This is a genomic window from Arthrobacter sp. B0316-1-20, from assembly GCF_059091865.1.
In genome coordinates, this window is the sequence record NZ_JBNHHC010000098.1 from 1 (window position 1) to 7355 (window position 7355).

Annotated in this window: 8 protein-coding genes; 6 read left to right on the forward strand and 2 right to left on the reverse strand. The window is 66.3% G+C overall.

The genetic code is table 11. The features are described 5' to 3' along the window. The 4 genes from AC5RW2_RS39195 to proC all read left to right on the forward strand — a co-directional run. The coding region (locus tag AC5RW2_RS39195) for a topoisomerase C-terminal repeat-containing protein (RefSeq protein ID WP_494075198.1) at positions 1–387 on the forward strand (387 nt) is incomplete at its 5' end. 52 nt (positions 388–439) lie between these two features. After that, positions 440–1462: a Ppx/GppA family phosphatase gene (locus tag AC5RW2_RS39200; RefSeq protein WP_494029102.1), complete on the forward strand. Its 1023-nt coding sequence runs from the start codon at positions 440–442 to the stop codon at positions 1460–1462. Beyond that, complete coding sequence (locus AC5RW2_RS39205; RefSeq protein WP_494029103.1) at positions 1463–2281, forward strand: sugar phosphate isomerase/epimerase family protein; 819 nt, start codon at positions 1463–1465, stop codon at positions 2279–2281. Between the two features lie 358 nt (positions 2282–2639). Beyond that, a complete protein-coding gene (gene proC, locus AC5RW2_RS39210; protein WP_494029104.1) occupies positions 2640–3491 on the forward strand; it encodes a pyrroline-5-carboxylate reductase in 852 nt (283 codons plus the stop codon). 14 nt (positions 3492–3505) lie between these two features. On the opposite strand, the gene AC5RW2_RS39215 is transcribed toward proC, so the two are convergent. Further along, on the reverse strand, positions 3506–4189 hold the full coding sequence (locus AC5RW2_RS39215; protein WP_494029105.1) for a potassium channel family protein: 684 nt from the start codon (positions 4187–4189) through the stop codon (positions 3506–3508). Further along, positions 4182–5594, reverse strand: coding sequence for a TrkH family potassium uptake protein (locus tag AC5RW2_RS39220; RefSeq protein ID WP_494029106.1), 1413 nt, complete (start codon positions 5592–5594; stop codon positions 4182–4184). Before AC5RW2_RS39220 ends, AC5RW2_RS39215 begins: the two co-directional genes overlap by 8 nt. A gap of 146 nt (positions 5595–5740) precedes the next feature. Between AC5RW2_RS39220 and AC5RW2_RS39225 the strand changes: the two genes are divergently transcribed. Continuing rightward, a complete protein-coding gene (locus AC5RW2_RS39225) occupies positions 5741–6949 on the forward strand; it encodes an acetoin utilization protein AcuC (RefSeq protein ID WP_494029107.1) in 1209 nt (402 codons plus the stop codon). 83 nt (positions 6950–7032) lie between these two features. Further along, a partial coding sequence (locus tag AC5RW2_RS39230; protein ID WP_494075199.1) for an ArsR/SmtB family transcription factor occupies positions 7033–7355 on the forward strand: 323 nt, incomplete at its 3' end.

Sequence of the window (7355 nt, forward strand, 5' to 3'; positions counted from 1 at the left end):
GGCCGGTTCGGCCCGTACCTGAAGAAGGGGACGGACTCGCGCTCCATCGGCTCGGAGGAGGAGATCTTCACCATCACGCTGGAGCAGGCGCTGGAGATCTACGCCCAGCCCAAGCAGCGCGGCGCGCGGGCCGCCGTGCCGCCGCTGGCCGAGTTCGGCATGGACCCCGTGTCCGAAAAGAAGATTGTGGTCAAGGAGGGCCGCTTCGGTCCGTACATCACGGACGGTGTCACCAACATCACCGTGCCGCGGGATACGTCGCTGGAGGAGCTCACCCGCGAGAAGGCCATCGAGCTGCTGGCGGAGAAGCGGGCCAAGGGGCCGGTCAAGCGGCCGGCGGCCCGCAAGACTGCCGCACCGCGCAAAACAGCGGCAGCCAAGAAGTAGGCGGGCCTGCAACAGTTGCAGTCGGCAACCGGGGAAGCGACATAATAAACACATGCGCCTAGGGGTCCTCGACATCGGTTCCAACACCGTTCACCTGCTACTGGTTGACGCGCACCCCGGGGCACGCCCGGTGCCCTTCGCCTCGCACAAGCGTCCGCTGCAGCTGGTGGCCTATCTGGACGAGGCCGGGAACATCAAGGAGGAGGGCCAGCACGAGCTGGTCGCCTTCGTGCGCGAGGCCCGCGAATTCGCCGAACGGCACGAGGCCGAGGATCTGCTGGCATTCTGTACGTCCGCCATCCGCGAGGCGGGCAACGGCGAAGCAGTCCTGGACCGGGTGAAGAGCGAAACCACGGTTTCGCTGATGGAACTGTCCGGAGCACAGGAAGCTGCCATGACGTTCCGCGCCGCCCGGCGCTGGCACGGCTGGAGCGCGGGGACCATCCTGGACCTCGACATCGGCGGCGGCTCCTTCGAAATGGCCCTGGGCCAGGATGCTCTGCCGGACTTCGCGCAGTCCGTTCCGCTCGGTGCCGGCCGCCTGACCCGCGACTGGCTGGAGGGTGACCCGCCGACGGCCAAGAGCGTAAAGGACCTGCGCAAGTACATCCGGTCCACGCTGAAGCCGGTGGTGAAGGAGTTCGCTGCCCGCGCCGTCCCGGACCTCGTGGTGGGCACCTCCAAGACGTTCCGTTCGCTCGCCCGGATCACCGGTGCGGCGCCGTCCACGGCAGGGCCCTATATCCGGCGCGAGCTGCGCCACGATGATCTGGCGCTGTGGATTCCCCGGATTGCCGCCATGACCGTCGCCGACCGGGTCAACCTGCCGGGCGTTTCCGAAATCCGCGCCCCGCAGCTGCTGGCCGGTGCCATGGTCGCCGAGGCGGCGATGGACCTGTTCAGCATCCGGACCCTTCAGATCTGCCCCTGGGCCCTGCGCGAGGGACTCATCCTGCAGCGCCTGGACTACCTGCAAAGCGAGGGCATGCGTTCCTTCCGCACGGTGGGAGTCGGTCACGTGGACCTGCGTTCCCGTGAATACCAGCTAGCAGCTATGGACGGAAGGCCGGAATAGATGACGACCAACAATGAGGCCCGCGCTGAGATACCGGTGGCGCTGTCCAGCGCCTCGGTTTACCCGCTTTCGGTCCATGACGCGTTCGCTGTAGCCCACGACCTGGGGTATGACGGGGTGGAAGTCATGGTGACCAACAACCAAACCAGCCAGAATCCGCACACGCTGCGGACGCTCAGCGAACGCTACGGGCAGCCCATCATGGCCATCCACGCGCCGACCCTCCTGCTGACCCAGCAGGTTTGGGGTAAGGCCTGGAACAAGATCCAGATGTCCGCGGCCATGGCGCACGAAGTCGGTGCCGACGTCGTGGTAGTGCATCCTCCGTTCCGCTGGCAGTCCGGTTATGCCGAGAACTTCGCCCAGGGTGTCCGGGACATCGCCGAGGACACCGGCATCACCATCGCGGTGGAAAACATGTATCCGTGGCGAGTGCGCGGACGCGAGGCGAAGGCCTACCTGCCGCACTGGAACCCGGTGCCTCTGGACTATGAGGCGCTGACCTGGGACTTTTCCCATGCGGCCATCGCGGGCATGGATTCCTATGAGGAGATCCGGAACCTGGGATCGCGGCTGCGCCACGTGCACCTGACCGACGGCACCTTCAACGGCAAGGACGAGCACCTGATGCCGGGCGAGGGTACGCAGCGCTGCGCCGAAGCGCTGCAGCACCTGGGCCGGACGAGCTGGGACGGCGTCATCGCGGTGGAGGTCAGCACGCGCAAGGCGCGCGGTACCGGGGAGCGCGAGGAATGGCTGGCCCGGACGCTCGCCTTCGCGCGTGAACACCTCGCCGCGGTTCCCGCCCGGGAACCGTAAGGGAAGTACGACGGCGGCGGGCCGGCGCTGTGCCGGACTGCGGTTCAGTCGCGGATTCAGCGAGAAACGTGCGGATTAAACGAGAAACGCCGGCGGGCCTATGGAGCGCTGGGGGAGACGCTCGAATGCCCGCCGGCGCCGGACCGGACTATACAGACTTGAAGAAGCAGGCTTGGGTAAGTCGGTTTGAACAAATCCGCCTTGAACAAGTCCGGTCCGCAATCACTCGCACCATATGAGGTACGGATCAATGTAGCGACCCTTCTTGGGATAACACCCTGAAATAGCTGTGAATATCCTGTGAGTCCTGGTGGACGGGGAGTCCGGGCTGGGCGGGCGGCATGGCAGGATGTTGTCCATGACTACAGCTACCTCACCACGCATCGCATTCCTCGGCTGCGGCTCCATGAATGAGGCCATCCTCGGCGGACTGCTGGCCGGAGGATTGGACCCCGCGCAGGTCACGGCCACCGTCCGCAGACCGGAGCGGGCCCGCGAACTGGCGGAACGGCATGGCATCACAGCGCTGGCCGGCAGTGAGAACCAGCAGGCGAACCTGGACGCGGTCCGGACTGCGGACGTGGTCATCCTGGGCGTGAAGCCCGTCGGCATCCTGGACCTGGCCCGCGAAATTTCGCCTGGCCTGAAGCCGGAGGCGCTGGTCATCAGCGTCGCGGCGGCGGTTTCGATCGAGCTGCTGGAAGGTGCGCTGCCGCAGGGACAGCCGGTCATCCGCACCATGCCCAACACCCCGGCCCGGGTGGGCAGGGGAGTCATCTCGGTTTCGGCCGGAACCCACTGCACGCCTGAGCAGATAACACAGGCCAAGGATCTCCTCGCGGCCGCGGGCACCGTCGTCGAAATTCCCGAAAGCCAGGTGGATGCGCTCTCCGGCATCAGCGGCTCCGGTCCCGCCTATGCCTTCTACCTGGCTGAGGCCATGGCGGCTGCCGGTGCCGAACTGGGGCTCGATCCGCAGCTGGCGGCACTGCTGGCGCGCGAGACGGTAGCGGGAGCAGGCGTCCTCCTGAGCGAGCCGGGCGCCGATGCTGCTGCGCTCCGAAAGGCGGTGACCAGCCCCAACGGCACCACCGAACGGGCAATCCAGACCTTCGACACCTCTGGTATGCCCGGCATTATCGCCGCCGGCGCACGAGCCGCGGCGGAACGGGCTGCGCAGATCACGGCTGAACTCAAGTCCCAGGGGTAGCCTCCGGGGCAGCCTCAGGGCCGGGCCGCGAAGCGCTCGAGCAGATCCACATGGCCGGATACGATCAGTGTGTCCCGGCTGGACACCTTGGTGCCGGGCTGGGCATAGGTGAAGTCCTCGCCTGGGGATTTCACGCCCACCACTGTGACCCCGTATTTGCTGCGGATCTGGGACTCGCCGAGGGTGAATCCTTGGGTTTCCTTCGGCGGGTACATCTTCACGATGGCGAACCCGTCGTCGAATTCGATGAAGTCCAGCATCCGCCCTGACACCAGGTGGGCGGCCCGGATGCCGGCGGCAGCCTCCGGGTAGATTACGTGGTTGGCGCCGATGCGGGTCAGGATCTTGCCGTGCGAGGGTGTGATGGCCTTGACCCAGAGATGCTCGATCCCCAGGTCCACGAGGTTCACGGTGATCAGCACGCTGGATTCGATGGACGTGCCGACACCGACGACGGCGGCGTTGAACTCCTGTGCCCCGAGCTGGCGGAGAGCGTCGATGTTGGTGGCGTCTGCTTCCACCACGTGGGTGAGCGTGCCGGCGAATTTCTGGACCAGGGCCGGGTCCCGTTCGATCGCCAGGACCTCGCGGCCCTGCTTGACCAGCTGTTCGGCCGTCGCCGCGCCGAAGCGGCCGAGCCCGATGACAAGGACCGGCGCGTTGTGGGGCGGCCGGCCTGGAGAGGTTCTGTCAGCCAATGATCGGCCTTTCTTCCGGGTAGTGGTAAAGCTGGCGGCGCTGGCGGAGGGACAGAGCGGAAGCGAGGGTTATGGTACCCATGCGGCCGGCGAACATCAATGCCGACAGCACGTATTTTCCTTCGGGCGGGAGTTCGGCGCTCAGGTTGGTGCTGAGCCCCACCGTCGCAAAGGCGGAGATGACCTCGAAGAGGACCCGGTCCAGGCTTTCACCTGTCATGGCCAGGAGCAGGCCGGCGGCCAGTGCCACCCAGGTGGCGCCTGCGGCGATCACGGAGATGGCCACGCGCATGGTCCCCTCGGGGATCGTCCGTCCGTAGATCTTGACGTCACGGTCGCCGCGGGCTTCTGCGATGATGGCCAGGAACATGACGGCGATGGTGGTCACCTTGATGCCGCCCGCCGTCGACGCCGAACCGCCGCCGGCAAACATCAGGGCATCCGTCAGCAGCATTGTGGAGCCCTCCATCGCGTTCTGGTCCACCAGGTTGAAACCGCCCGAGCGGGTCATGACGGAGGCAAAGAGGGCGTGGATAATGCGGTCGCCCAGAGGCAGGCCGCCAATCGTCTCCGGATTGTTGGCCTCCATGGCGCCCCAGGCGATGGTTCCCAGGACTACCAGGAGAAGGGTGACCTGGATGGTGAGCTTGGTGTGCAGGTTCCACTTCCGGAACCGCCAGCCGCTCTGCAGCAACACCATGATCACCGGGAAGCCCAGGCTCCCCAGGAATACCCCGATCATGAGCGGCGCCAGGATGAACATGTCCGTTTCGTAGGGGACCAGGCCGTCCGTGTGAGGGGTGAACCCGGCATTGTTGAACGCGGAGATCGAATAGAAGATGCCGTGCCAGACGGCCTGCCAGAAGGGCTCGCCGAGCACCATGAAGCGGGGGATCAGCATGAGCGCCAGTGCCAGTTCGATCAGGACCGAGGTGGTGATGACGATCCGCAGCAGCGTGCCGACCTCCCCCAGCCGTCCGCCGGCGTTCATTGCTTCCTGCGCGATCAGCTTTCCGCGGACACCCAGGCGCTTACTGACCATGAGCGCCAGCACCGAGGCCAGGGTCAGGGTACCCAGGCCGCCGATGAAGATGCCCAGCAGGATGACGAACTGTCCGAAGAAGGACCAGTGGACCGCCGTGGACACGACTGTGAGCCCGGTGACGCAGACGGCCGAGACAGCGGTGAACATCGCATCGTGCAGGGGGGTGGCCGCGCCGTCCGCCGCGGCGAAGGGCAGGGACAGGAGCCCCGTGAAGACCAGGATGACGCTGGCGAAGGCTATGAGGGCAAGGCGGGCGGGCGAGCTGTTGGCGACGCTGTCGATGAAGTCCCGGATGGAGCGCAGGGCTCCGAGCCGGGGCCTCTCCCGCTCTGGCAGCCACACCGGCTGGTTCCTTGCCATGCTTGTCTTAACTGCTCCGTTCTGCCCAACATTCTGCCGGAAGTTCTGACTGAAATTCTGCCTGCGGCGCTCGCGTCCTTCGTAGTAAACCACTTTATGCGGGTGCACGTGGCAGGGGTCTGCGCCGATCGCGTAGCCTGAGCATGATGTCTACCCTTCCCGGCCCCGGATCGGCCCCGCCCACGCACGTTGTCTGGCATGAATCCCTGCTGGCCTACGATTTTGGCGCGCACCATCCGATGCGCCCGGACCGCCTGGAGCTGACGGCGCGGCTGGCCCGGGATCTGGGCCTTTTCGACCTGCCGGCGGTAACGGTCGCGCCGCCGTTCGTGGCAACGGACGCACAGCTGGCCCGGGTCCACGACCAGGACTATATCGACGCCGTCCACCGGGTCAGTGCCGATCCGGACTCGCTTGATCCCGATCGCGGACTCGGGACCGAGGATGATCCGGCGTTCGCCGGCATGCACGAGGCCAGCGCGCGGCTCTTCGGTGCATCGCTGGCCGCAGCCGAAGCCGTGCTGTCAGGTGCTGCCATGCACGCGGTGAATTTCTCCGGCGGCATGCACCACGCGGCCCGCGGCTACGCCAGCGGCTTCTGCATTTACAACGATGCCGCAGCCGCTATCCAGCTCCTGCTCGACGGCGGCACCTCCAGGGTGCTCTATATCGACGTCGACGCGCACCACGGCGACGGCACACAGAATATCTTCTGGGACGATCCGCGCGTCATGACCATCTCGCTGCATGAAACGGGCCTGCGGCTGTTTCCCGGGACGGGCTTCGCCAATGAGATCGGCGGCCCCGGGGCCGAAGGAACGGCCGTGAACGTCGCGCTGCCCTCGCATGTGACGGATGCGGCCTGGCTGCGTGCCTTCCATGCAATCGTGCCGCAGCTGGCGGCGGCATTCGAGCCGGAGGTCATTGTCAGCCAGCACGGCTGCGACAGCCACCGCGAAGATCCGCTGAGCAACCTCGACACCACGGTGGACGGGCACCGCCAGGCGGCGGTCAGCATCTGCGAACTGGCCGAGCGGCACTGCGAGGGCAGGTGGATCGCCACCGGCGGCGGGGGCTACAACTTCACCAGCGTCGTGCCCCGCTCCTGGAGCCACCTGATAGCGGTGGCCGCGGGTTCACCGGTGCCGGTCAGCGCCCCGGTTCCGGAGCAGTGGCGGCACTACGTGCGGGAAAAGTACGGCGCGAAGGCACCGCAGTTGATGGGCGACGGCGTGGATCTGTGGTGGCGGTCGTGGGAAGTGGGCTACGACCCGAACGATGCCGTCGACCGGACCGTGATGGCTACACGCAAGGAGATTTTCCCCTTGTACGGGCTGGATCCATGGTTTGACTAAGATGGCGGCGTTTGCCTGAGATGGCCGCCCGGCTGGCTGCCGCACAGGAAATCAGCCTCGGTATATGCGGATAGGGTTATGGAATGGTGATCGATGATGTATTCGCCGTCATCGCTGAGGGCACACGTCGGGAAATTCTCGGATCGCTGCGCTCCGGGGACAAGGCGGTAGGTGAACTGGTGGAAGAGTTGGCGGTTAGCCAGCCGACAGTCTCCAAGCACCTGAAGGTCCTGCGCGAGGCGGGGCTGGTATCCATGCGCGCGCAGGGGCAGAAGCGCTTCTACTCCCTCGAGACCGCGCCGCTGGACCGGGTGGCTGACTGGTTGTCCGGGTTCAACCTGGCCCCGGCCGCGGTTCCGGCACAGGCTCCGGCCCCAGCCCGGACCCAGACTGCGGTCCCGGCCCC